The sequence below is a fragment of the Bradyrhizobium sp. CB1015 genome (assembly GCF_025200925.1).
Classification (GTDB): domain Bacteria; phylum Pseudomonadota; class Alphaproteobacteria; order Rhizobiales; family Xanthobacteraceae; genus Bradyrhizobium.
The window spans coordinates 1477022-1501490 of sequence record NZ_CP104174.1 but is presented as its reverse complement, the minus strand read 5'-3'; the positions used below and the strand labels follow the sequence as shown (position 1 = coordinate 1501490).

Here is a 24469-nt window from a genome sequence, read left to right as displayed (position 1 = left end):
CAATCGCCTTCCAAGACAAAGGAAATTGAATGACAAAACCGCTTGCTCTTGTAACCGGCGGATCATCCGGCATCGGGCTTGAACTGGCCCTACTTCTGGCTAAGGACGGTCACGATCTGGTAATCTCAGGTTTCAGTGATCGTGTTCAGCACGCGGCTAGTGAACTCCGGTCGCTCGGCGCTGAGGTGATTGCTTTCAGCTCCGATCTGACTACGGCGGAGGGCAACGAAGTTGTCATCAAAGTAGTATGGGATACTGAGCGGCCATTGAAGATTGCGGTGCTAAACGCAGGGATTTCCATCGGTGGCGCATTTCTTGAAATTCCGCTGGAACGGCATTTGGATCTGATTAGTTTGGACGTCATCTCCCCGGTCCGTTTGATTTATGCCCTACTGCCAGGCATGATCAAGAGCGGGGGTGGGAAGTTTCTGTTTGTCAGCTCGCTCTCCGCCACTACGCCTACGCTTATGAGACAGTTTACGGTCCCTCGAAGGCATTCCTGTCGTCCTTCGGCCACAGCCTGCGCGAAGAACTGGTTGGCACGAATGTCGGGATCACCATCTTGCAGCCGGGAGCCACCGCAACGGCATTCCATGCTAAGGCCGGCATGGGATCGACAGCATTTGCTGACAATAACTGGAAGAACGATCCGGCCCTTGTAGCACGCCAAGGCTATCACGCCCTCCTTACTGGCGAAACCTGCGTGATAGGGGGGCGATGAAGCCACCCGAGAGGCTACACGTCTGAACAAGGTGCTGTCTGAGGAAGAAAAGGCTCATCGTCATGCGATGATGGCTCGACCGCAATAAGGAGTAATGGCATTAAGTTCGATAGCCTGAAGCTCTGAGGTAATCGGCACATTGTCGGAGGTGAAGGCGTCGAGTGGGTGTGCGATTGCGGCCCAGACCGCAACGGTGCGCGGGGCAGCTTTGCGGAACGCAGGTGCTTGAGCTTGCCGACCAGCCGAATGAGTTGACGCCCTGGAGCAGGCCGCTGGGAAAGGTTGTAATCTTTGAGGCTATCAGCACCAACATGAGTGATGTGCGGATTGACACTTCGCGGTGGGAGCGCGAGTACGGGAAGAAGCCAAGGGGGCGCCGCTATTGGCGCTTCCGGATCATATCGCCCAGTATTTCGGCGAAAGACTATGAGTTCAGGACGGAGATTCCATTGATGTTCCCCAGGGCGCGCAGGGCGGCAGTAGAGAGGGCGCGGCAACGCGGTTCGGATCAAGTCGTGGTGCTACCGTGAGGAACGATGGCGAGTTGGGCAATCGAACGCATAGTTTACCGCAAGACGCGCCGCTACGTAATCGCCGGCCATGGCAAGAGTATGAACTCGGTCAGTCGTGGACGAACAAGGCGCGCGTCAAGCCAGCTTTGAAGAGTCGTTGTTCTCACAAGTAGCGCGCGACGTGGAATCGAGGAGTACCAAATCGCGCGGTGCCGCTGCGCGCAAAATGTCATTCATGCGCCATCCCATCTTCACCTTCGATCACAAAGCGGTGCTCTGGCAGCTGCTGTAAGGCTATCGCATATTCAGTTTTACCACCCAGCACGGCTGATGTCGCGTCGCGGGAAAGACCTCGTCGCCAGGGCCCAGACGATGGCGCGACGGCCCCCAAAAATCGTCTCGCGCGACTTCGTGTCAGATCAGATCACCGACGGCCGTCGCTCCGCATTCTGACCGTGGTCGACCATAGCACCCGCGAGTGTCTGGCGCTGGTGGCCGATACCTCGCTCTCGGGCACCCGCGTGACACGGGAACTGGAGCCGCCTGATCACCGAGCGCGGCAAGCCTAACACGGTGGTCAGCAAAAACGGCACTCAACTCGCCAGCAATGCCGTTCTGACGTGGGCGGATCAGAGCCGCGTCGCTTGGCACTACCTCGCGCGAGGCAAGCTGACCTTGCCCCCAGATTTTATCCAGTTCTGAGTTCGCTCAAGCCATTGGATTTGCCCAGTTGGGCGGTGGTAGCGACGGGAGCTGGCGCGGAGCCATCGGCATAGCGCAGCGCCAGATCCCGGCGCGGGTGGCAGGTGAAGGCGAACTCGGAGGGTGTCTTCCATCCGAGCTGTGAGTGCGGGATAACGTACAGAGTCTTTCGCACTTTCAGGATTGACGGCTTCTTCTAGAATGAAGGAGCTTTGAATGAACGATGGGAATGCCATGGGTCAGGTGATCCAAATTGATGAGGCCCGGATTCGAGATCACCTGGGCGAGATGGTCCGCGGGACAGTGGAAGAGACACTGAACGCGATGCTGGAGGCCGAAGCGGACCAGCTGTGCGGTGCTGGGCGGTATGAGCGCAGCCCGGCGCGGCAGGACACGCGGGCAGGCAGCTACGAGCGAACGCTGCAGACCAAGGCGGGCGACGTCAATCTGAAGGTTCCGAAGCTACGGCGGCAAACCTTCGAGACGGCGATTATCGAGCGCTACCGGAGGCGGGAGAGCTCGGTTGAGGAGGCGCTGATCGAGATGTATCTGGCCGGGATTTCGGTTCGGCGGGTCGAAGACATCACGGAGGCGCTGTGGGGCACCCGGGTCAGCCCGAGCACAGTGTCGAACCTGAACAAGAAGATCTATACCAAGATCGAGGCGTGGCGGAATCGCAGGATCGAAGGCGAGCATCCGTATCTCTACCTCGACGGCATCGTGATGAAGCGCAGCTGGGCTGGTGAGGTTCGCAACGTGTCGCTGCTGGTGGCCTCGGCGGTCAATGCTGAGGGGTTCCGGGAGATCCTCGGCATCTGTGAAGGCGCCAAGGAGGACAAATCCGGCTGGTCCTCGTTTCTGCGGCATCTCGTCGATCGCGGTCTCAAGGGCGTGCAGCTGGTGGTTTCCGACGCGTGCCGAGGTCTTGTCGAAAGCGTTGCGGATTATCTGCCGGAGGCACGCTATCAACGCTGCATGGTGCATTTTTATCGCAATGTCTTCAGCCACGTGCCGTCGACCCGGGTCCGCGAGGTGAGCCACATGCTCAAGGCCATTCATGCCCAGGAGAGCCGCGCCGCGGCCGACGAGAAAGCCAGGACCGTCATCGCGGATCTGCGGGCCAGCCGTATGGCCAAAGCTGCTGATCTCGTCGAGCAGGCGGTTCACGAGACGCTCGCCTACTATGCCTTTCCGGACATCCATTGGCGGAAGATTCGAACGAACAATCCGCTCGAGCGCATCATGAAGGAGATCCGGCGACGAACCCGTGTCGTCGGCGCCTTCCCCGACGGTCAATCCTGTCTCAACTTAGCGGCGGCCCGGCTGCGGCACATTGCCGGAACGGCGTGGTCGACCAATGCTACATGAACATGCGACCGCTCTATCAGCCACAACTCTCTGAAACCGGAGCCGTCGCCTGATCAAAAGTGCGAAAGATTCTGGACAGTACCGAGTGCGGTCGTGTGTAGTTATAATCGGCGAGCCACGACGCGGGTCTGAGCCAGCGACGTGAACAGCGTCTCGTTCAGCAATTCATCCCGGAGCCGACCGTTGAAGCTTTCGATGAAGCCATTCTGCATGGGCTTGCCCGGAGCGATATAATGCCAGGCGACGCGGCTCCGATCGGCCCAGGTCAGGATGGCGTTGCTGGTAAGTTCGGTGCCGTTGTCGCTGACCACCATCTTTGGCTTGCCGCGCTCCATGACCAGCCGATCCAACTCCCGCGCCACCCGGGCCCCGGAGAGCGAGGTATCGGCCACCAGCGCCAAGCACTCGCGGGTACAGTCATCGACCACGGTCAAGATGCGGAAGCGGCGGCCATCCGTGAGCTGATCGGAGACGAAGTCCAGTGACCAGCGGTCGTTCGGTGCCATCGGCACCGTCATCAGCGCCCGGGTCCCGATCGCCCGCTTGCGGCCGCCACGGCGGCGCACCACCAACTTCTCTTCCCGGTACAGCCGGAATAGCTTCTTGTGGTTGATCGCAAAGCCCTCCCGCTTGAGCAGAACATGCAGGCGCCGATAGCCGAAGCGGCGGCGCTCCTGGGCGATCGCCTTCATGCGCTGGCGAACGCCGGCATCATCCGCTCGGGTCGTCCGATATCTCATGGTCATGCGGCAGCAGCCTATGGCTTTACACGCCCGCCGTTCGCTCATCCCGTGGGCATCCACGAGATGCGCGACAGCCTTCCGCTTGGCCGCGGGCGTCACCACTTCTTTCCCAAAAGGTCCTTCAACGCCGCATTGTCCAGCATGGCGTCAGCCAGGAGCCGCTTCAGCTTCGTGTTCTCGTCCTCCAGCGTCCTCAGCCGCTTGGCCTCGGAGACGTCCATCCCGCCGTACTTGGCCTTCCATTTGTAGATGCTGGCGTCGCTCACGCCGTGCTTGCGGCATAGATCGGCGACCGACACCCCGGCCTCGTGCTCCTTCAAGATCCCGATAATCTGCTCTTCCGTAAAGCCGCTACGCTTCATGCTCTGGTCCTCGTTGTGGGCCAGAACGAACTTCAAACTGGATTAAGCCCCGGGGGCAAGGTCAAAGCCCTTGCAGAACGCTTTCATCGAGAGCTTTAGGTATAGGCAGCCCCGCTGATGCAAGGGATTTCAGCAGCACTTTGGATACTGGCCGGGTGCGTGCATGGATATAGCGTGTTAGTGCGACCGATGCGATGGCCGCTGGCCCTGGATGGAGATCGCGGATCGAGGTCTCATCAACGGGTCGCGCTTGTTGCGCCTAAAGCTCTTCGGGCTTGCTCGATGTCCAGCTCCGCCGGTGTCCATCATGCTGTCATTTGCCCTCACACCATCCGTGGCCAACTTGATGGCAACGCGATGGCAAGGACCATGGGCCGCTGCCGTTCAAGCAGGGCTTCGATACAGCCACGTCCGGCCCAGGACCAGCCCTTTGGATACCGAACGACCTTGCGTGTTCCGATGTCTAGCAAGTACCTGAGATAGGAATCGCCCTGTTTCGTAATCCGATCTAGCCCGTCCGTTCCCGGCGGTGGAATTCCGCTTAGGCCTCCGGCCAAGCCAGGCCGCGAACTCCCGCGCGGAGCGGAAGATGGTCGCGTCCGGCACGGTCGCGGCGAGAGCCGGGGCCGTTATGAGACCAATCCCGGGAATCGGATCGATCAAGCGCCGTGAGCGAGAACGTCAGAAGTAGGTGAATGGAATTGGCGAGTAAGCGCTCCAACTACCAGACATGATAGTAACTCACGGACCAGTGCGGAGGCTAAATTCGCAAGGACGCTTCGCGGCCGTACAGAAAGTCGTATCAGAGGAGCTTTCAACATGCTCACAGCAGCTGAAATTGCCAACGCAAAAACTCGCGTCAACTATCAAGATGACAATTGTCTCCACGAGGATGATGATAGCGTCCGGATTGCCTATCAATGGCTGGACGCGCAAATAACAACAAAGAAGAAGTTGAGAGCGGGACACCCTTTAAAGGAGATCATTGAAATTTGGGGCGGTAGGTTCGTTGCATCGTCTGATGTACGCGTTGCAGCCGAATTGCACCCACGAATTCGAGGGATGTACCCGCGGTTTAATATTAGCTCTCGCTTAACACTTCCTTCATGCCGTCGTCTGTTGGCTATTGCTGGGGCCAGAACGCAAGACTACTCGCTTACTGCCAACCACATCATCGAAACGTATGCCCGAATCGAAGGACCATAGATCAGCCGTTTGCTTGTAGACCCGCACCTAAAAACCTTTTGTAGCTCTAAACAGGCTTTGCGTCAAAAAAAGCTCCGACCATAACTCCAGGGCGCATCGAGCGGCCGTAAGGGGCCGTTCAGGGGCCATCTACCGAATGACGGGGTGATCTGCGAGCCTGCGGTTCGTTTTGGACCGTTAGGCTTAGAATGGACACAGTGCATACTGCTATCACGGAGCCGGTGCGGCGCCTCGAGATCTTCAACCGGAGCGGGCCTTCGGCGGAAGTGGAGCGACGAGGACAAGGCTCGGAGTTTTGCGGAGATCGCAGCGAGTGGCGACTCGGTCTGCGACGGCTTGGATTGTCGCCGCAGCAGTTGTTTGGCAGGCGCCGTCAGTTGCGAGAAGCACCGGGCGGTCATTCCGAAGCAAAAGAAGTACAGTTTGTGCCGGCGGTGGTGGATGCCGTAGTGCCGGCGCCAGCTCTTGGGCGCGTGAGCGCAAAGCGGTACGCTGCAAGCCAGGGGGGATAGTCATCGAGATCGAAGTTGAGGGCATCACGATCCGGGCCGGCCGTGGTGCGGACCCGACGATGATTGCGTCGATCGTCCAGGCTCTGAAGGCGAGCCGGTGATCGGCCCGTCGGGTGCGGTGCGGTGGGCATAGCGTGCTATGGCTTAAGCACAGTCGGACCGTATTTAGAGCACTACTCAGGAATCCAAGTTCGCGATCTTGGCGGGCAGACCGGCTACTACATTCCCTACATCTATGTGACAACGCATGATGCAGCGCTCGCTTCGGGGCGGGAGGTCCTTGGCTCTCCAAAAAGCTGGCACATCAGAATGACATGGGAAGACGGTCTAATTCAGGGCACGCTCGAACGTCCGGCTGGCAAGCGTCTGCTAACCATCCATGCTCAACCAAATCAACGCTCCGGTGCGGGACAGATGTATTCTACCCGGACGAACTTCTATTCGGTTCCCCATCTGCCCCCCTTAACAGAGTCCGGAAAGGGAGCCGCAACGCAACTCGTGAAATGGTGTACGGACCAAAGGTTCCGACGAGACCGAACGGGGCGACGAAGTACTTTCTACTGGCCCGGTTTCCCTAACTTACGACCCCCCACTCATCGATCCCGTGCACAATTTGTCAGTCGCGGATACTCTGCTCGGCACGTGCGAGGAGTATGACTCTAGACTCCAGGCCATCGGTGTCTTGTCGGGAGATCAATTCAGGCTAACAGAATGAGGAATGAGTTTGCCTCAACTTATCCAGTTAGAAGTCCTGGTGACCTTGCCCTAAGTTTTATCCAGGTCTCTGCCGGGGGTGCCCTCGTATTTTCTTGTGACGTGGCAGCAGGGGTACCAGTAATCGTTCTGGGCCGTCCGACGTTAGATGAAACGATAGATTGACTCATGGCTGATGATGGCGCGACCATGCTTCAGCACCAGCCGCCGGCGATCTGCTCCGGCGAATGTCCCATCGCAAGGCTTTTGCCCACGCATCTGCGCAGGTCTGACTGGCGCGCCATCGTGAAGCGACAAGCCCATCGCCTCCGTCGCTCGGCCGATTGCTGGGCGCGGATCGGCTCGCACATGCCGGCCAAGCCTTCGTGACAGTCCAACCTTCTTCTAGCTGTAGAAATGTGTGATATGCTTCGATGCAAGTTCAATGTTCAATTGCAGCCGTCGGGGTGTAAGCGGCAAGCTGCGGCCGTCACGCGGCATGGTTCCATGGCATGAGCGCGTCGATTTCGCTACTCGGCCAGCCATTGGTGATACGGTGAAGTGTTTAGGACGAGCCAAGCGAACGGATCGACGTTGTTCATTCTCGCCCTATGCAGCAGTGTTGCGATGGTCCCCCAGGTTGTCCGCCGCCGTCGCTGCCCGCGAAGAGGCTATTTTTCTTGTAATTGTCTGTGGCGTGATGGCGCGCTCGACGATGTTGGAGTCCAGCTCAATGTGGCCGTCGGTGAGGAAGCGTTCGAAGAGGGAGCCACGTGAGACGGCATAGCGGATTGCCTCGGCCAGCTTTGATTTCCCGGAGATCCGCCGCAAGGTGTGCTGCCAGAGATCGAAGAGACCTGCGACGACCGCCCCGGAGGCTTGCTGGCGCGCGGCAACGCGTGCGTCGGGGCTTTGGCCGCGCACGGTCTTCTCAACCTGCCAGAGCTTTGCCATCCGTTCGACTGTCGTCGTTGCCACTTTCGAGCTTCCTGCAGCATGCAGCTCATAGAACTTGGGGCCTGCTGTGTGACCAGCAGCCGGCCAAGGTGATGCCGATCATTCCGCGATCGGGTCGCGCCAACTTGGTATAGGCGGCGTATCCACCAGCCTGCAGGGATGCCGCGATAACCATTGAGATGCCGGGCCGCACGTTCGCCGGAGCGGCTGTCTTCGAAGCGATACGCCACGATCGGGGGGCGCTGCCAGCAAAGGTTCCATCATCTCGGGCATAGCCCCATAAGCAGGTCGTCTTCGTCGATCCGGAGCCGGAGCGAGCGTCGGCAAGGTGGTCTCGTCGGCACAGATCCGTCCGGCCTTTTTTACCTCGCTGAAGATGTAGTCGGCCACGATCTCCAGCTTGAAGCCGAGCTTGCCCATCCATTGCGCCACCAGCTGGCTGTCAAGTTCGACCTGATCGCGGGCATAGATGGCTTCCTGCCGGTAGAGCGGTTGGCCATCGACGTACTGGAGACGGCGATCTGGGCCCGGCGCCTGGATCACGCTGTCCTCGTTCTTGAAGGCATACTTGGGACGGCGTGTGACGATGACGGGGAACTTCGCCGGCTCCACATCCAGACGCTTCGACACGTCCTCGCCGATGAGCACCTTCTGCTTGCCGGCATGCTCAGCTAACGCTTCCGGCTCGATGACAACCCCGATCCGTTCCAGATGCGATGCAAAGCCCTTGCGCCGACGAGGTGCGCGTTTGCCACCCGCCCCGCTCGCGGCCCTTATTGACCTGTGTCCTGATCGCAGCAATGCCGGTCTCGATCTCCTCGAAGGCAAAAGCCTGCTGTTCGTCATCGATACTCGCCGAGCCGAGCTTTTCCGATCGTCGGTCGAACCGGGGGCGGTCAAAGGCCTTTAGGATCTGCGTCAGCCGCGCGATGCGCGCATCGGCGTTGCGCGCCTTGAGATCGTCGATCTCGCTCTCCATTGCATCGCAGGCGCCGCTTTTTTGGCCATGGCAAGCACCATGGCCTTTAGCATCTCTACGTCATTCGGGAGGTCGAGATCGGGCGGGGGCATTGCCCCGACCAGAGCACCTATTGCTCCGGTTCTCTCGTCCTTTCAGGCGTTGATTCACTTCGTCGCAGCGCTTACCGCCGGCGTGACCGCCACAGCCCGGACCCGCTTCCCCATCCATCCCGTCCACCAGGGCCATCAACTGCGCGGATTCATCTGTATCCGATGATGCCCGATTCCGCGGCCAGCAGAACTTCGCTTTTTCAAGGCGTTTCAAATAGAGGCACACGCCAGAGCTATGCCACCATACGATCTTGATTCGGTCAGCCCTTTTCGCCCGGAACACATAAAGCGCCCCGTCGAACGGATCTGAGCCGGCATCTAGCGCAACAAGGCCATCGGTACCCTTGCGGAAGTCAACTGGATGGCTGGCCAGGAACACCTTCACGCCGGAGGGGATCATGCCGAACGGACCGCCCGGATCACCCGCTGCAGCTGCGCCTCGTCGGCGTCCACGCCGGCGCGCACGATCACCTCGCCAATGGAGGCAATCTCGATCACTGCCTCTGACATGCACGCCACCGCGACTTCGCGACTCGAAGGCCGCGAAGGTAGGTTCGTTCGCCCGAGCATCGCGACGCCAGACGAAGAGATGGGCGATCCCCGATACACTCGCGCCAGGCTCCTGCGCCTCTGCCACAACTTGCGCGTGAACTCGTCCGACCAGCGCCGGCGAAGCTGTCGCGGCGCCCCCTCAAGACGCTCGGCGACAGCTTCAATCATATGGAACGCGGACGATTACATCAAACCGGAGGCGTTCTTTGCTCTGCAAATGCCAGGCCGGTACGACACGGTCCTTGGTAAAGCGCTGAATCGCAGCGCGGGACCGAAACGTCGAGAAGGGTGGCCGGCAAGCTGGCTGGTTTGGCATAGCGTTTGCTCCTGTAGCCCAGCACTCGGATCGGTCAGTCATGTGACGCTGCTTTTGTTCTTCGGGTATCGGGCGGCACGCGTTCAAAATGGGCTCTCTATTGCAAAGTCAACACCAACAGGTCCCATGAAGTCATGCCTTCATACCGCACGCTGCATGTAGTCTCTTGGCGATCGTGGCACCGGAGAATTGGGATTAGTGCAGAAAACAGCGTCTGCGCCGTTAGCATTGCGTGACATGCGCGCACCCGCGTCGGCAGGCGCTCAAGGCCAACGCTAGCATGAATAAGATGGGCTAGATACGGCCGAAAGTCGCCCACACCCCGTCTTCGCCGTCCCAGCTGCCGCGGCTCGCCGCCTTGGAGTACTCCGTGGCGCGCTGCTCGAAGAAATTGGCGTGCTCGACGCCATTGAGAATCTCGACGAGCCACGGCAGCGGATGCGCCTTGAGCTGGGTGAACCCGCCCTCCTTCGCCTCGAAGAAGCCGAAGACCGGGGCAATCCGGAGTTGGGCCAGTCGCCAGTCGGCGACGTAGCGGACGTAGGCGTGGATATGCTCGGGCAGCATGCCCTCGATCTTGCCAAGGCCGAAGGCGAGCTCGACGAAGTTCTCCTCCAGCTTCACCATGGTCTTGGCGACGTCGACAATGTCGTCGCGGACGGAGCGCGTCACCGCGCCGGTTTCGCGGTGCCATTCGTGAAATAGCTTGATGATGCCCTCGCAGTGGAGACTCTCGTCGCGCACTGACCAGCTTACGATCTGTCCCATGCCGTTCATCTTGTTGTGGCGTGGGAAGTTCAGCAGCATGGCGAAGCTGGCGAACAAGGCCATGCCTTCGGTGAAGGCGCCGAACATCGCCAGGGTGCGGGCGACATCCGCCACGCTGTCGACGCCGAACTCATGCATGTAGTCCGCCTTGGCGCGCATCTGCGCATAGCCGCGGAATGCCTCGAACTCGGTCTTGGGCATACCGAGCGTCTTGAGCAGCAGGGCATAGGCATCGATATGAACCGTCTCCATGTTAGTGAAAGCGGCCATCATCATCTGGACGGTGAGTGGCTGGAAGATCGGAATGTACCGCTTGAAATAGTTGTCGCCGACTTCGATGTCCGATTGAGTGAAAAAGCGGAAAATCTGGGTAAGCAGCGCACGCTCGCTGGCCGTGACGCGATCCGACGCCCAGTCCCTGAGGTCGGTGCCGAGCGGCACCTCCTCGCCCATCCAGTGGGTCTGCTGCTGGCGCTTCCAGAACTCGTAAGCCCAGGCATAGCGATCGACGTCATAGCTGCCGGTCGTGTCAAGGAGCCCGACGCGCCCCTTGCCGATCAACGTGCGCGGATCGAGGCGCGACAGATCGATCACTGACATGCGAGGCACTCCTCATAGTCGGTGCGCTGCCGCCCCCGCTGCTGCGTCGGCGTTGCATCCTCGGCAATCTTGCCGGCGAACGCCGCGCGCGAGATCGACTTTGATCGACAGTAGTAGAGGCTCTTCACCCCACGCTTCCACGCTGTCCAGTGCAGCATGTGGAGGTCCCACTTATCGACGTCGGCCGGCAGATAGAGGTTGATCGACTGGCTCTGGCAAATCAACGCGGCGCGGTCGGCGGCAAGCTCGACGATCCAGCGCTGGTCGATCTCGAAGGCGGTGCGAAAGATCGCTTTCTCGTGCTCCGACAGGACGTCGAGATGGGCGACCGACCCCTCGTGCGCGATGATCGACTGCCAGGTCGCCGAGGTGTCGGCGCCTTTCGCGGCCAGCACCTTGGCGAGGTGCGGATTGCGCACCGAGATGGCGCCGGATAGCGTCTTGTGGATGTAGATGTTGGCCGGAATCGGCTCGGTGCAGGCGCTGGTGCCGCCGCAGATGATGCTGATCGAGGCGGTCGGCGCAATCGCGATCTTGTGGCTGAAGCGCGCCATCACGCCGCGTTCCAGGGCATCCGGGCACGGGCCACGCTCGCGAGCGAGCGCCACGGATGCCGCATCGGCATCGCGACGAAGTTTTCGGAAGATGTTCAGATTGAATGACTTGGCCACGGCACCCTCCATTGGAATGCCCTTGGCCTGGAGAAACGAGTGGAAGCCCATGACGCCGAGGCCAACGGAGCGCTCGCGCAGGGCGGCGTAGCGGGCACGCTTCATTCCGTCCGGCGCCACCGTGATGAAATGGGTGAGCACGTTGTCTAGGAAGCACATGACGTCCTCGATGAAGCCGGGCTCCTTATTCCACTGGTCCCAGGTCTCGAGGTTGAGCGACGACAGGCAGCACACCGCTGTGCGCTCCTCGCCGCGATGATCGATGCCGGTCGGCAGGGTAATCTCGCTGCACAGGTTGGAGGTCGAGACCTTGAGGCCTAGCTCGCGCTGGTGCTTGGGGAGCGCGCGGTTCACGGTGTCGATGAACAAGAGATAAGGCTCGCCGGTTTGCAGCCGGTTCTCAAGGATGCGTTGCCACAGCTGGCGGGCATCGATCTCGCGGACAACCTTGTTAGTGTTCGGGCTGCGCAGAGCGACTGCGGTGCCGGCACCTACGGCACGCATGAACTCGTCGGTGACGTTGATGCCGTGATGCAGGTTGAGGCTCTTGCGGTTGAAGTCGCCAGACGCCTTGCGGATCTCGAGGAACTCCTCGATCTCGGGATGGTGGATATCGAGATAGACCGCCGCCGAGCCGCGCCGCAACGAGCCCTGGCTGATCGCCAGGGTGAGGCCGTCCATGACGTGGATGAACGGGATGATGCCCGAGGTCACGCCGCCCCTCGCCTCCTCGCCGATCGAGCGAACATTGCCCCAGTAGGTGCCGATGCCGCCGCCGTTGGAAGCAAGCCAGACGTTCTCGTTCCAGGTGCCGACGATGCCTTCGAGCGAGTCCGGCACTGAGTTAAGGAAGCACGAGATCGGAAGGCCGCGCGTGGTGCCGCCATTGGAGAGCACCGGTGTGGCCGGCATGAACCACAGCCGAGACATCGCATCATATAGACGTTGGGCATGCGCAACATCGTCCGCGAAGGCGCAAGACACTCGGGCGAACATGTCCTGGATGCCTTCGCCGGGAAGCAGATAACGGTCGGTCAGCGTCAACTTACCGAACGACGTCACCAGGTCGTCCCGCGACCAATCGAGGGTGATGTCAGACGGCGTGGGCGATGGCGCCAGGGGCTTCGGCAGGGGAGCCGGCGATGCTGGGGGCCGCACAAGACACGGCTCAGGCTTGGTAGGCTTTGCCTGCGCCCGGGGTTGCCGCACACTCGGCAGCTCAATGAGATGACCATACTGATCGAAGTTGTAAGACGGCGACACCGGCACCCCCGCGATATTTGGGGCCGGGACCGTGCGGACGATTTGCGAGGAGACCGGGCAAATGTCCCCTGCAGCAAGCGATCCACCGGGGCACCCGGCCCGAGGACATGTGTTCTGTCGCGGCAGATCTCCTGGCTAGCGGGTCGCTGCGGCTGTCGGCCTTCCCGGCGCTATCGCAATGGCCGCTGCCGACGCATTGGGTTCCCTTCTAGCTTCCATTCTACAATATATGGGTATAGAATACCGTGACGGCACCACATATATGCGCAGCTACGGGACTCGTCAAGACGGAACCGTAAAGTTAACGAGTTGGTGCAGCCCCGAGGTCGAGGTTCGAAATTCGCCGAGCGCCTGTCCTGAAGGGCCTCACTCAAAAAGCATAGCGTCTCAAGGACTGGCCAATCGGCGAGTTAGGAGCCTGAGATGGCCGACGAGCAGCCAAGCGAGCTCGGCGGGGGCGGAACCTTCGAAGTCTTTGCAGAGGCGCGGACATCTGCCGAGCCGTGCAAAGGTGCGCTCGACGGCCCTGCGCCTGGGCGGGAGTGGAAGCCTTGGACGCGGGGCGGTCGCTCGACGATCTCGATCGTCCACGGCCCCCAGTGGGAGAGTGCTTGACGAGCTGTTTGCCGCGATAGATCCGATCGGCAAAGATGTGCTCAAGCCGCGGCCTCGCAAATTCTGCAACAGGGGAGCAGCACCATGGACATCCTGAATGTTGGCATCGATCGGTTCGCGATCCGCGAATTGAGTTGGGCCGGATCGGGTTTCGGTTGCCATACGCGTCTCGCCATTCATCGCTTTCTGTGGCCCTTAGATCAAAATTGTCTGGAGCGCGACCGCAATCGATGCAGCCGCCCGTGGCAATGTCCCACGCTTAGTGGATTTGACCCCTTCGCAGGCCGGGCGAGCCGCCGCACGTGCTCAGTTGTCTGGCCTCGAACATAAGCCGTCCTCAACCGAACGCGGTCATGTCAGGTTATTGCCAATCAATCCTAACGGGATGAGGCGGAGCTATGCTTGAATCTGGGTGACGGAGCCGATAAGGCGGCGTGGCTTTGCTGTGTCGGAATGAAGCCGTTCGCAACATTGGCGTGAGCGGCGGCGAGGAACCGTGTTGTATCTCACCAACGACCTTGAAGCCGTGACGTTGGTAAAAGGGAATGTTTTCAGGGTTCGAGCTTTCGAGGTTGGCAGCAATGCCGTCCTCATCGCATCGTTGAAGGGCGTATTTCGTCAGCAACGTACCAAGCCCTTTTCCGACCCAGTTCGGACCGACGGGAATGAGTGGCAGATACCAATGTGGCTCGTGGGGATGATGTTCGGCCATTCTCCGCCGCAAGTGTGCCATATCCTCCGTGATCTCCGGGCGCAGGGATAGACCATGATTGCATCCAACGCCTCCTCATCTTGCTGCCCGTTGGGATGCAGCCACAGGGCCGCGCCACGAATCTCTCCCGCGACGTAAGCTGTGCCATAGAGCCTGACCAAAAAAGAAAGTTGAGTGATTTAGTTCGTTGTGATTCCTTCGTGTTTGCGAAGACCCGAGGGAGAACAACATGTGTTGGACTGAAATCACCCGCGCACAATATCGGCGCGATGGACTTGGTTATGCAAGCGACATGACGGACGCGGAATGGGAATTGATCGAGCCGTTGATGCCAGCGCGATCTCGACGCGGTCGTCCCCGCAAGATCAGTCTGCGCGTGATCATGAATGCGATTCTCTACATTGGAGCCAGCGGCTACCAATGGCGAGCGCTGCCGAAGGATTTCCCGCCGTGCTCGACTGTTCAGTACCATTTTTATAAGTGGCGCGGTTCTGGCTTGTGGGGCGCGATCAATGACACTCTGGTCCGGCGCATGCGCGAACGGCAAGGACGCAAACCCACTCCAACGGCCGGAGTTATCGACAGTCAAAGCGTGAAGACCACGGAAAGTGGAGGCCCAAGCGGATTTGCAGTCCCGCTGTTGCGGATCATTGGTCGCCTGTTCCCAACCTGCGTCACATCTTCGCCGATCGTGTCTATCGTGGTCCAAAGTTGCTCGATGCCATTGCTGATCTGGGCCAATGGACGATTGAAATCGTCACCCTTTCCGTAAGCGTCGTTCTCAGGCCACGGCTTGGAGGGCTTGAGCGCGGTAGGCGCAGGGCAGTAGCTGGTCGATCTCGCGGTTGGGATGCCCGTTGACGATCCTGGTCAGGACGTCGGTGAGATACGCGAGCGGATCGTGGTCGTTGAGCTTGCAAGTCTCGACCAGGGACGCGACGACAGCCCAGTGTTCGGCACCGCCGTCGGATCCGGCAAACAGCGCGTTCTTGCGACTGAGCTTGATGCTACGGATTGATCGTTCGACGGTGTTGTTGTCGAGTTCGATGCGGCCGTCATCGATGAAGCGCGTCAGTCCTTGCCAGCGCGAGAGGGCGTAGCGGATGGCCTCGGCGAGCTTGATCTTCTGGCTGATGAGAGCCAGCTTAGCGCGCAGCCATACCTCGAAGGCATCGGCCAGTGGTCGGCTCTTCTGCTGCCGCACGAGGCGACGTTCCTCCGCGCTGCGACCGCGGATCTCCTTCTCGATCGCATAGAATGCTGCAATGTGCTTCAGCGCCTCGCTTGCGATCGGCGCGGGGCCGGCTCTCGCGAGTTCGTAGAAGTTGCGCCGCATGTGCACCCAGCAGAAGGCGAGCTCGACCTCGCCACGTTCGGCAAGCTTTGGGTAGGCGTTGTAGCCATCGACCTGCACGACGCCCTTGAAGCCGGCAAGATGGCTGAACAGCCGCTCGGCCTTGCGGTCGGGTGCATAGACATAGGCGATGCCGGGCGGATCGGGGCCGCGCCAGGGCCTGTCGTCGGCGGCATGGGCCCAGAGCTGGCCGGTCTTGGTGCGCCCTCGACCGGGATCGAGCACCGGCACCGTCGTCTCGTCGGCGAACAGCTTGGACCTCGCGCGAAGCACCGTGAGAAGGCGCTCATGCAGCGGGCGCAGATGGAAGGCGGCATGCCCCACCCAGTCCGCCAGTGTCGATCGATCGAGAGCGATGCCCTGTCGGGCATAGATCTGGGCCTGCCGGTAGAGCGGCAGATGATCGGCATATTTGGACACCAGAACCTGGGCGACGGTTGCCTCCGTCGGCGGTCCGCCCTCGATCAGCCGGGCCGGAGCCTCGGCCTGCAGGACGCCATCCTCGCAAGCGCGACTGGCGTATTTGGGACGCCGGGTGACGACAACGCGGAACTGGGCCGGCACCATGTCCAGCCGCTCGCTCCTGTCCTCGCCGATCTGGTGCAGGTCGCCCCTGCAGCACGGACAGGTCTTGTCGTTGATGTCGACGACGACCTCGATCCGCGGCAGATGCGCCGCTAGCGCTCCGCGATTGTTGCGGCGCTTGCGTGCGCGCTCCGCCCGGCCTTCCGGAGCTGGTCGGGCCTCTCATGTTCCGATGATTGCCTTCCATGCGTGATGCGGCCATCGACCCCGACGGAGCGGCATCGTCTCGCATAACGACGATGCTCATGCTGCCTTCGTGACTAGGGAACACAGGTCTCCGCGCACATCCACCTTTCGAGGCTCATTCCCGCACCCCGCATGGCTCCTGTCTACACTTCGAACCCCGCGTTGCCGCGACGCCCGCAAGACTCGGTCCCGGCTTGCCTGCTTCGGCTTTGGCCGGATGGGACTTGCACCCACAAGCAATCATCAGCTTGGCATGACGTACTCCCCTGGCGTGGTGTAGCTGAGGGCGTGTGGTCACCACGTTCGGCGGCATCGGCCACTCGTCGAGGAAGGTGGCGAGCTTCGGCAGCTTGGGGCGGAGCTGGTCGGCGACGCGCCGCCACTGCGCCCGCGCCGCCTCGGCATCGTCCTGGGCGCAGGCAGTGGCGATGAACGTGGAGGCGACGCGTCGTCCGCTCTTGCCGGCATGCGCCAGCGCGTTGCGTATGAAGTGCACGCGGGGTCGTCGGAAAGCTGCAATTGGCTGATTCCGTTTTCGTCGGCGATTCGCGATCGGCGGAGCAAACGAGATGCTGGGGCGCAAGGAGCGGGATCGGTTGGAGCTCTTCATCACTGGCTCGCTCAAACAGCTCGTCCCAGATGAGCACGTGCTGCCGCGGGTCGATCGTGTGCTCGACCTATCTTGGCTAAGAAAGAGGTCTCCGTCTGCTATTGCGCGAACGAAGGTCGGCCAGGCATGGATCCGGAAGGCGCGGTACGCCTGATGCTGGCGGTTCTGCTCACCGGCATGTACACGATCGCAGGCTGATGCGGGAGGCTTAGGTCAACATCGCGATTCGCTGGTTTGCTGGTTATGGCCTGCACGAGTAGCTACCGCACCATTCCAGCCTGACGCGCATCCGCCAGCGCTGGGAATAAGAGCGATTCCGTAGGATCTTTAAACGGACTGTCGAGGCCTGTCTGAAGGCCAAGATCGCAAAGCCGAAGTGGTTCATATCGATGCGTCGCTGATCCGCGCCAACGTGAGTTGGGACAGCCTCACCGAGCAGGCATGTGGTGGATGTGCTGAGTGAGAATCAAAGCGAAGATGAAAGCGAGGCTGAGAGGAAGGGCCGGCAAAGCGGCAAAAGAAGATCTGCACCACCGATCTGGATGCGACAATGGGCCACCAATGCCCGAAACCGGCGGCTGGAGTCCGCTTACAAGCAGCACGCTGCCGTCGATAACAAGGTCGGCGTTATTCTGGACGTCGCAGTCACGACTGGACAAACGAACGAAGGGGAGACCTTGCCGGGCTTAATCCAGTTTGAAGTTCGTTCTGGCTCACAACAAGGACCAGAGCATGAAGCGCAGCCGCTTTTCGGAAGAGCAGATCATCGGGATTTTGAAGGAGCATGAGGCCGGCGTGTCGGTCGCCGATCTGTGCCGCAAGCATGGCGTCAGCGACGCCAGCATCTACAAATGGAAGGCGAAGTTCGGTGGAATGGAGGTGTCGGAGGCCAAGCGGCTGAAGACCCTGGAGGACGAGAACACACGGCTGAAGCGCCTTTTCGCCGATGCCATGCTGGACAACGCGGCCTTGAAGGACCTCGTGGGAAAGAAATGGTGACGCCCGCGGCCACGCGGAAAGCTGTCACCGAGGCGCCCACGGGATGAGCGAACGGCGGGCGTGTAAAGCCATCGGCTGCTGCCGCATGACCATGAGATACCAAACGACTCGGGCGGACGAAGCCGGCCCTCGCCAGCGCATGCGGGCAATCGCCCAGGAGCGCCGCCGCTTCGGCTATCGACGCCTGCATGTGCTGCTCAAGCGGGAGGGTCAACTGGGGCAAGAGCGCCACCAACCAAAGGAGAGACCACTCAATGAATAAGCCCAGCCGGGCCTATCGCTTCAACGATGGGCTGGACTACGCCCTCGTGTTCCACCCGACAGGTTACCACTGATGTTCATGTGGATCATCGCAGCCAGCCTCTGCTTCCTGTGGGCCGAGAGTAGGCCCATCTTGACGGACCTGATGGTGTCCTCGAACCCTATGTCCCGGTCGAATGTCTGCGTGAGTGCCCGAGCCCTTCGGTGGATACGATCCTGGGGGCCATGCCTAAGTACAGGGTCACGCCGCAGCCGTGGCGTCGGGCAGGACGGCGCCACCGTTCGCAAGGACGACGACAACACCGAGACCCAGATCGACAAGCCGGAGGGCCAGAACCGAGGGCGGCACCCTCCCGGAACTCCCGGACTTCGATCCGCAGAACGGCGCCGGGTCTTCAACGCCCTCGTGCGGGACAAGATCGGCTGGCAGGAAACCCAGCGGCGCCACAAGAAGCTGTTCCGGCTCTACCTGGAAGAGAGGCTGGCGGTGCGGCGGCGTGGCGGCCGCAAACGGGCGATCGGGACCCGGGCGCCAATGACGGTGCCGATGGCGCCGAACGACCGCCGGTCGCTCGATTTCGTGTCGGGTCAGCTGACCTGCGGCCGCCGCTTCCGTATCCTCACCGTCGTGGATGACTGCACCCGCGAGTGCCTGCCGATACCTCGCTCTCCGGCATCCGCGTGGCGCGGGAACTGGACCGGCTGGTGATCGAGCGCGGCAAGCCCAAGACGGTGGTCAGCGACACCGGCACCGAACTGACCAGCACCGCCATCCTGACCGGGGCGGATCAGAGGCGCGTCGCATGGCACTACATTGGGCCGGGCAAGCCCATGCAGAATGCCTTTATCGAGAGCTTCAACGGCCCGCTGCGGGATCAACTGAACGAGACGCTGTTCACGTCGCTGGCCCAGGCTCGCGTCGCACGCGGATGCTGGCGGGCCGATTACAACTGCGCATCAGAACACCCATCTGGCTATGTGATTGAAGAGAAGAGATTTTGTTGAGCGGGATGCGATCCCGCGGGGTATTTTGGGTTCTGTCGCGCTCGTTCGGCGATAGATCGAGCAGCAGTTGTTATCAGCGAGGTGCGGGCGAAGATCCAAGGACCATCCGGAAGAGGATGGATGGATTCGATCTCGCCGGCTTCAGCGGCCAGCCGGAGCGTCTTGGGCGCGATCTTCAGGAGCTTTGCGGCGTTGCCAAGGTTGAGCCATGGCTCGATCCCGTCCTCGGCAGGCTTGAACACCGGGATGTGGTAGTTCGAGCGCATTGATGTGACGCGCTCGCGGGTCCAGCGATTGCCGTTGCCGGTCTTGAGGCCGTTGCGATTGAGGAGGCCGGCAATCAGATCGTCGCTGGCGATCAGCACCAGTTGACGCACGGCCTGGACGATATCGGCCGAGGTGCTGTTGCGCTGTCCGCGCCGGCGCTTCGGCAAGCGCAACTCGCTGTGGGCGCCCCCCACCCAATGAACGATGAGAACGATCTCCGAGGCCGCGTCGTCGATATCGGCCACGACCTCATGGATGAGGGTGCGCACAATGCGCTTCTTAAGACGAGCATCCGTCGTCCGCGCATCCCAGACCGTTTTGAGGTTCGAGGCCAGAACGCCGAACGAAGCTGGATCAGCAAGGGGTGCGGGCGTCGCCACATCATGCATGGCGATCTTGGCCTCAACCTCCGCCGCGTGAGCGAGCGCCCTGTTCCAGCGCGCTTCCAGCTCACTGGCCACCAGCCGGTTCGCGGGATCAGCGGCATCGTATTGCCGGAAAGCCCTGTCGGCGGCATAGCGCGCCGCTTCGAGGTCGCGACTGAGAGCATCGCGTACCTGATCGCGCCGCTCCCTGGCTCCCTTGGCGGCAGCGGTTGCGGCGGCGACAGCGCCCGGACCGACGACTCCAAGCAGCGATTCCTCGATGGCGTCATCGACGCGCAGTCCGCCGAAGGCGATGCAGTGGGCCCCGCCATTATCCATCCAGGCACGGCTGCAGCTGTAGCGCGGGATATGGTTTTCCATGCCGGAGTAGCGGAGTGTGAGCTTACGACCGCAGCGCTTGCAGCGGATCAGACCGGCCAGCAACGCGTCACCATGCTTGGGCGCGCCGTGATGCCGACTGGTGGGAACATTGCTGCTGACCATGGTGCGAATCGCCTCGAACTTCTCCCAGCTCACATACCCTTCGTGAGTGTTGGGCTTCAGCGTCAGCCATTCGTTCCGCGCCTTGCGGCGGATCTTCACGCGCACGCCCGCGGTGCCATATCCCGCCGCCACAGCTGTCTTACCATAGGCATAGGCGCCGCCGTAGACCGGGTTCTCAATGATCCGGTGGATGGCAGAGTAGTTTGGTCGCCGCCAGGCCGTGTCGCCGTTGGTCTGCTTCACCGGAAGATCGAGATTGTACTCGTGGAGCCAGCAGAGCGCCTGACGCGCGCTTCCCAGTTCCTCGACCTTGTCGAACACCAGCTTGATCGCCTCCTGGACACGCCGATCCGGGTCTTTCTCATAACGATCGCCGGCCTTCACGAAGCCGACGGGCGCTGTCACAACCAACTCGCCCCGGCGCGCCTTCTCGTAGCGTGCCGAGAGCGAGCGCTGGCGCAACAGATCCAGCTCGTACTCGTTGAGGCTGCCCTTGAGCCCGAGCAGCAGGCGGTCGTTGCCGTGTCTTGGCGCATAGATGGTCTCTTGATCGACCAGAACGGTGTCGACCACGCGGCACATCTCGATGAGTTGCTGCCAATCCCGGCTGTTGCGGGCGAAGCGCGAGACCTCGCGGGCGCAAACCGCACCAACCTTGCCAAGGCAAACCTCCGCTACCATCCGCTCAAAACCAGCGCGTTGTATGCCGCCGGCGGCTGAACGACCGAGATCATCATCGATCACTTCAACCTCTGACCACCCGAGAGCCGTCAGCCGGTCCCGCATGGCGTATTGCAGCGCGCTGCTCTCGCGATTGTGCAACACCTGATGGGCCGAGGATTGACGCACGTAAAGAATCGCCTTGCGCTCCAGATGATGAGGCCTGACCTTGTCAGAGATCATGATCGACCTCCTTCGCGGGCAGCGTTGCTGTCCTCGCAGCATGGTCGAGGATCAACTGCGTCATCAGGCTCGTGAGGGCCGCCCGGGCTTCCGCCGGCAACTCCAGCCATGCGGGCGCGCCGATGGCGCCGTTTGACAGGCCACTCCCGAACAGATCCATCTGCGGCTGCGGCTGCGGCTGCGGCTGCGGCTGCGGCTGCGGCTGCGGCTGCGGCTGCGGCTGCGGCCGCGGTTGTCGATTGTGTCGGTATCCGCTCCCTGGCATTGCCGTCTGGCGTGACATGAGTCGCTCCCCGATTCTGGTCGTGAGAGACTCTGGATGCGCCAGAAAGCAGGGCAGCTGATGACGTTCGACCCTTCAACGCCAGATCGAGAAGCGCAGAGAGCGCCGCAAGTGCATCGATGCTGACAAACGGCTGAGCTGCCAAAAGCTCGGCGTCAGGGCATGCTGCCCGATCGAACATCCATGCTGGAACCTCCAACCATCGATCCGCTTGCGATCCATCCAGAGAGCAGCGGAAAGTGACATCATCAGCCTTCCCGACCGTTCCATGAACGCAAACTCGGCGACCAAACCAGGGATGAAATCGATAAAGAACCTCGCGAAAAACGGTTTTGTGGGCGTTCTTGAGTCTTGTTGTACAACGATGCGCGACCACACTCGCAGGATGGAAAACGCCCTCCGAGTTCGCCTTCAGCTGTCACCCGCGCCGGAATCTGGCGCTGCGCTATGCCGAAAGCTCCGCCGCCAGCTCCCGTCGCTGCCACCACCCAACCGGGCAAATCCAACAGCCGGAGCGAACTCAGGATTGGATAAAACTTGGGGGCAAGGTCACAAGCCTTCCCTCGCTGGTCTCCGTTCTCCGCACCCAGCGTCTCCGTCATCTCGGCTTCGAGGGTCTTCCTGCGGATCAGCGGCTTCAGGAACTCCTTGTCCGACCTCAACAACTCTTTGACTGCAGAGACATCCGTCTTAATCGTCGTCACGGTCATGGCGGGTCCAAGCTCCTCTACGAGCGGTGATCTTCGCAACCACCGGACTTGCCATGACCGCTTCAGCCGCTCAGCTTTTGCAGAACTTCCCGCAGGCTACCTCATAAACCTCATAAAAGTGTGCTCGATACTCCGCTCTGAGTTAGGACCCCGTGGGCTCCGCCGCGGCTGCTCGGTGCCGATCCTTTGGAGCATGGCCATCACCTGGGTGATGCCCGGCTCCCGCTGCGCGGGACGGGCATGGCCGGCGGTCTTACCGCGAGCGCTGGCGGCGAGGCCACGTTCTGCTGTCTGAATGACGTCCGGCGGACCGCACCGCATCGACGCAAAGTCTTAGAGGGTGGAAAGTGGTCTTCAGATTCGAGCCAGAAGCGGACGCGAAAAGGCGCTCTTGCCGGTTCGCTTTGACCTGGACCCTCGAGCTGACTACTGTCTCCGTACGTTTTTGGAGGTTGGTGCAACCGGATTACCGCCAGTCCGATGAGCTGCAAGCGAGAATGCCAATCGCGCGCAGCGCGGCAGCCGCCTTCGCGAGTGGAGTAATTGTCTCGACGGTTCCGATTTCGTTGCTGGGCATGGCGTCAATTCGTCGCAGCAGTCGCGCGAAGCTGCCGACTTGTCTGTCCAGAAGAGCGACGTCGACGTAGTCGCCCGGTTCAATACTAAGTAGGTACTGCGGCACGGTGACGAGCGCGATGTTTGGGATGCCCTTTAGGTAGAGCGGCTGGCCTTCGCCGAACTGAATGAGTGCGTTTGGGGCTGACACTCTCGGCGCTTGTCCGGTTGTACGCCACTCTGATTCGATAAGCGCCGTCAGCTGCGGATTGGAGGCCTAGAGCAGTTCGGGTTCGGGGTTGCCTGTCGGGCCATAGGTATTTTTGAGAGGATCGTCACGGTATTCCCGAGCACCGAGGTGCTCGATCACCAGACCTGCCACTGCGTGGCGATTTCCCGGACCACCGGCCCACCACTGCGGGTGGTCCCGCAACCAGCGCGAAGTGGCTTGGCCATGATCGGTGACCGCCGGGATTCGGAGGTGTCCAGCGGTTAACACGAAGACGGCTGTGCGTGCCAACGGTCGAGCGACAGTCTGGCGCGCGAGTTCGACCAAACCGACGTGGCCGTTCTCCTCGACAATGTTTGTACCGTCACTGTGGCTTACCACGAGCACAGTTTCGTGGGCTGCGCTGTTACCTTCCACGGCCGCCCATATTGTTCGCATAGTGCTGTCTCGCTCGATCACGGCGTCGACGACGAGCGTCGCCCGCATGGCCCGTGAGGCGGCGTCCAGCACCAAGTCGGCGTCGTCTCCAGCCACGAAGACCGCTGGAATGTTCTGGTAGGGCAACGTGAACGGTAAGTACTGTCCTTTGGCGTTGAAAATGCTTATGCCACGCCAGGCGAAGATCACCGCCTCAACGCCAGCTCGTCTAGCACGCGCCAGACCGAGGCCGGCGAACGTGGCAGGAAGCAGCGGCATAGTGGTCTTGCCCCATGCACGCGCCCGATCCCAAGTCTTGACCGCCGCATCAAACGGGAACTCCCGATTTCGGACCTCGACGACCGCAATTCCGCCGCGCGCTTTGGTCCATCGCGGTATTGGACCGCGCAATCTGTACAACTGCTTCTCGGTCCCTAGGGGGCCGGTGGTCCCGGAGTAGGGAAAGACCGAAGAGATCGCTATATCGCGCCCGTCGATCTTAAGACGCAGACCGTCGGGGTTTTCTGCAGCCATGCTCCAGCGATCGAAACGCAAGACGTCCTCGTGAACTCGCATACCGAAATCGGCCCACTGCTGTTTAACATGCTCTGCAAGTTGATCGTGGCTCTTTGAGCCCGAGATTCGGGAGCCAAGGGACTCCAAGTACATCAGCTCGGCGCGGATGGTATCGTGGTCCACGGCGAAGAACTCCATTCCGCGGATTTCGGCAGGGAGAAAGTGCCCCAACAACTAATATCTCTGCTCGGTCCGGAGGAAGTCGCCAGATTCGACGACTTCAGCGCGGCTGGTTCTTTTCTGCAAAGGGAACGCATCGGTATCTGCTCGCTTCTTTCGTCAAGCTAATTCTTGAACTTCGAGCCCTCCGTTACCA

12 protein-coding genes and 13 pseudogenes are annotated in these 24469 nt (G+C 61.0%); 10 read left to right on the top strand and 15 right to left on the bottom strand.

The annotated features are described in order from the left end of the window. Window positions 1–29: 29 nt before the first annotated feature. Together N2604_RS06795 and N2604_RS06790 are read left to right on the top strand one after the other, a co-directional pair. Window positions 30–662 (top strand): SDR family oxidoreductase, encoded by a 633-nt coding sequence (locus tag N2604_RS06795; protein WP_199752523.1) that lies wholly within the window; start codon window positions 30–32, stop codon window positions 660–662. Between the two features lie 970 nt (window positions 663–1632). Then, window positions 1633–1902, top strand: a pseudogene (locus N2604_RS06790) (DDE-type integrase/transposase/recombinase); the annotation flags it as partial. Between the two features lie 19 nt (window positions 1903–1921). Here N2604_RS06790 and N2604_RS06785 read toward each other — a convergent pair. Beyond that, a pseudogene (locus N2604_RS06785) lies at window positions 1922–2086 on the bottom strand (IS3 family transposase); the annotation flags it as partial. Between the two features lie 83 nt (window positions 2087–2169). Here N2604_RS06785 and N2604_RS06780 point away from each other — a divergent pair. Continuing rightward, window positions 2170–3356: pseudogene (locus N2604_RS06780) on the top strand (IS256 family transposase). On the opposite strand, the pseudogene N2604_RS06775 reads toward N2604_RS06780, so the two are convergent. After that, window positions 3320–4408, bottom strand: a pseudogene (locus N2604_RS06775) (IS3 family transposase). The pseudogenes N2604_RS06780 and N2604_RS06775 overlap by 37 nt on opposite strands. A gap of 384 nt (window positions 4409–4792) precedes the next feature. Continuing rightward, entirely contained in the window at window positions 4793–5014 is a 222-nt protein-coding gene (locus N2604_RS39585; RefSeq protein WP_370140868.1) for a hypothetical protein, read from the bottom strand. A gap of 213 nt (window positions 5015–5227) precedes the next feature. Between N2604_RS39585 and N2604_RS06770 the strand changes: the two genes are divergently transcribed. Then, window positions 5228–5614: a hypothetical protein gene (locus N2604_RS06770; RefSeq protein WP_124163956.1), complete on the top strand. Its 387-nt coding sequence runs from the start codon at window positions 5228–5230 to the stop codon at window positions 5612–5614. A 635-nt stretch (window positions 5615–6249) separates the two neighbouring features. Continuing rightward, on the top strand, window positions 6250–6783 hold the full coding sequence (locus N2604_RS06765) for an acetoacetate decarboxylase family protein (RefSeq protein ID WP_225115009.1): 534 nt from the start codon (window positions 6250–6252) through the stop codon (window positions 6781–6783). A gap of 526 nt (window positions 6784–7309) precedes the next feature. Here N2604_RS06765 and tnpC (N2604_RS06760) read toward each other — a convergent pair. The 6 genes and pseudogenes from tnpC (N2604_RS06760) to N2604_RS06740 all read right to left on the bottom strand — a co-directional run bounded on the left by tnpC (N2604_RS06760) (window position 7310) and on the right by N2604_RS06740 (window position 14344). After that, window positions 7310–8847, bottom strand: a pseudogene (gene tnpC / locus N2604_RS06760) (IS66 family transposase). Beyond that, window positions 8816–9247 carry an IS66 family insertion sequence element accessory protein TnpB gene (gene tnpB / locus N2604_RS39580; RefSeq protein ID WP_409241682.1) on the bottom strand — a complete coding sequence of 144 codons (432 nt, stop codon included), beginning with the start codon at window positions 9245–9247 and terminating at the stop codon, window positions 8816–8818. The pseudogene tnpC (N2604_RS06760) and the gene tnpB overlap by 32 nt, the downstream one beginning before the upstream one ends. Before the next feature lie 762 nt (window positions 9248–10009). Next, window positions 10010–11083, bottom strand: a complete 1074-nt coding sequence (locus N2604_RS06755; RefSeq protein ID WP_199752515.1) for a ribonucleotide-diphosphate reductase subunit beta — start codon at window positions 11081–11083, stop codon at window positions 10010–10012. Further along, window positions 11074–12816 (bottom strand): ribonucleoside-diphosphate reductase subunit alpha, encoded by a 1743-nt coding sequence (locus N2604_RS06750; protein ID WP_245334299.1) that lies wholly within the window; start codon window positions 12814–12816, stop codon window positions 11074–11076. Before N2604_RS06750 ends, N2604_RS06755 begins: the two co-directional genes overlap by 10 nt. Before the next feature lie 588 nt (window positions 12817–13404). Next, window positions 13405–13737: pseudogene (locus N2604_RS06745) on the bottom strand (transposase); the annotation flags it as partial. A gap of 256 nt (window positions 13738–13993) precedes the next feature. Further along, window positions 13994–14344, bottom strand: coding sequence for an N-acetyltransferase (locus N2604_RS06740; protein ID WP_225115007.1), 351 nt, complete (start codon window positions 14342–14344; stop codon window positions 13994–13996). Window positions 14345–14573: 229 nt separating this feature from the next. Here N2604_RS06740 and N2604_RS06735 point away from each other — a divergent pair. Beyond that, window positions 14574–15112 (top strand): annotated as a pseudogene (locus tag N2604_RS06735) (transposase); the annotation flags it as partial. A 13-nt stretch (window positions 15113–15125) separates the two neighbouring features. Here N2604_RS06735 and tnpC (N2604_RS06730) read toward each other — a convergent pair. After that, window positions 15126–16430: pseudogene (gene tnpC / locus N2604_RS06730) on the bottom strand (IS66 family transposase); the annotation flags it as partial. A 358-nt stretch (window positions 16431–16788) separates the two neighbouring features. Then, window positions 16789–16986, bottom strand: a pseudogene (locus tag N2604_RS06725) (transposase); the annotation flags it as partial. 52 nt (window positions 16987–17038) lie between these two features. Between N2604_RS06725 and N2604_RS06720 the strand changes: the two are divergent. The 3 pseudogenes from N2604_RS06720 to N2604_RS06710 form a co-directional block, all read left to right on the top strand. Beyond that, window positions 17039–17759: pseudogene (locus N2604_RS06720) on the top strand (transposase); the annotation flags it as partial. 52 nt (window positions 17760–17811) lie between these two features. Next, a pseudogene (locus tag N2604_RS06715) lies at window positions 17812–18292 on the top strand (transposase); the annotation flags it as partial. A gap of 492 nt (window positions 18293–18784) precedes the next feature. Next, window positions 18785–19305: pseudogene (locus tag N2604_RS06710) on the top strand (integrase core domain-containing protein); the annotation flags it as partial. Between the two features lie 8 nt (window positions 19306–19313). On the opposite strand, the gene N2604_RS06705 reads toward N2604_RS06710, so the two are convergent. Beyond that, window positions 19314–21383, bottom strand: a complete 2070-nt coding sequence (locus tag N2604_RS06705) for a recombinase family protein (RefSeq protein ID WP_158672256.1) — start codon at window positions 21381–21383, stop codon at window positions 19314–19316. Continuing rightward, complete coding sequence (locus N2604_RS06700) at window positions 21373–21666, bottom strand: hypothetical protein (protein WP_260374208.1); 294 nt, start codon at window positions 21664–21666, stop codon at window positions 21373–21375. The genes N2604_RS06705 and N2604_RS06700 overlap by 11 nt, the downstream gene beginning before the upstream one ends. 357 nt (window positions 21667–22023) lie before the next feature. Between N2604_RS06700 and N2604_RS39575 the strand changes: the two are divergent. Next, window positions 22024–22200, top strand: a pseudogene (locus N2604_RS39575) (IS3 family transposase); the annotation flags it as partial. Between the two features lie 642 nt (window positions 22201–22842). Here N2604_RS39575 and N2604_RS06690 read toward each other — a convergent pair. Both N2604_RS06690 and N2604_RS06685 read right to left on the bottom strand, forming a co-directional pair. Further along, the gene (locus N2604_RS06690; RefSeq protein ID WP_124163951.1) at window positions 22843–23142 is read right to left on the bottom strand and encodes a hypothetical protein; all 300 of its coding nucleotides are present in this window, start codon (window positions 23140–23142) and stop codon (window positions 22843–22845) included. Window positions 23143–23208: 66 nt separating this feature from the next. Further along, window positions 23209–24291: a hypothetical protein gene (locus N2604_RS06685; protein WP_124163950.1), complete on the bottom strand. Its 1083-nt coding sequence runs from the start codon at window positions 24289–24291 to the stop codon at window positions 23209–23211. Between the last annotated feature and the right edge of the window lie 178 nt (window positions 24292–24469).

Coding starts and splice junctions, on each gene's coding strand:
- N2604_RS06795 (WP_199752523.1), top strand. CDS start 30: ATGACAAAACCGCTTGCTCTTGTAACCGGCGGATCATCCGGCATCGGG.
- N2604_RS06770 (WP_124163956.1), top strand. CDS start 5,228: ATGCTCACAGCAGCTGAAATTGCCAACGCAAAAACTCGCGTCAACTAT.
- tnpB (WP_409241682.1), bottom strand. CDS start 9,247: ATGATCCCCTCCGGCGTGAAGGTGTTCCTGGCCAGCCATCCAGTTGAC.
- N2604_RS06755 (WP_199752515.1), bottom strand. CDS start 11,083: ATGTCAGTGATCGATCTGTCGCGCCTCGATCCGCGCACGTTGATCGGC.
- N2604_RS06740 (WP_225115007.1), bottom strand. CDS start 14,344: ATGGCCGAACATCATCCCCACGAGCCACATTGGTATCTGCCACTCATT.
- N2604_RS06705 (WP_158672256.1), bottom strand. CDS start 21,383: ATGATCTCTGACAAGGTCAGGCCTCATCATCTGGAGCGCAAGGCGATT.
- N2604_RS06700 (WP_260374208.1), bottom strand. CDS start 21,666: ATGTCACGCCAGACGGCAATGCCAGGGAGCGGATACCGACACAATCGA.
- N2604_RS06685 (WP_124163950.1), bottom strand. CDS start 24,291: ATGGAGTTCTTCGCCGTGGACCACGATACCATCCGCGCCGAGCTGATG.